The organism is Pseudomonas sp. PME37.24/025 (assembly GCF_055556615.1).
In genome coordinates, this window is record NZ_JBVHNK010000291.1 from 1 (window position 1) to 263 (window position 263).

Below are 263 nucleotides of genomic sequence, written 5' to 3' on the forward strand. Positions count from 1 at the left end.
CGAATCCCCGAGGCGATGGACAAGATCAACTGGATCCTGCGCGATTGGCGTCGCGACGAGAAAGCCAACATGGATCCGGATCTGATCGATCTCGTGTGGGAGATCCATCACGAACTCGGCTCCAAGGAGCCCATCCACGTCATCTCCGCCTATCGCTCGCGCGCCACCAACGACATGCTGCGCCGCACGGTCGGCGGGCAGGCGAGCGAGAGCCGGCACATCCTCGGCAAGGCGATGGACGTCATGTTCCCCGACGTACCGCT

1 protein-coding gene is annotated in these 263 nt (G+C 63.1%); it reads left to right on the forward strand.

What is annotated here, in order from left to right; translation table 11 throughout:
• Positions 1 to 15: 15 nt before the first annotated feature.
• Positions 16 to 263 (forward strand): YcbK family protein (locus ACZ3HH_RS30430; protein ID WP_465810348.1); only part of this gene is annotated, 248 nt, incomplete at its 3' end.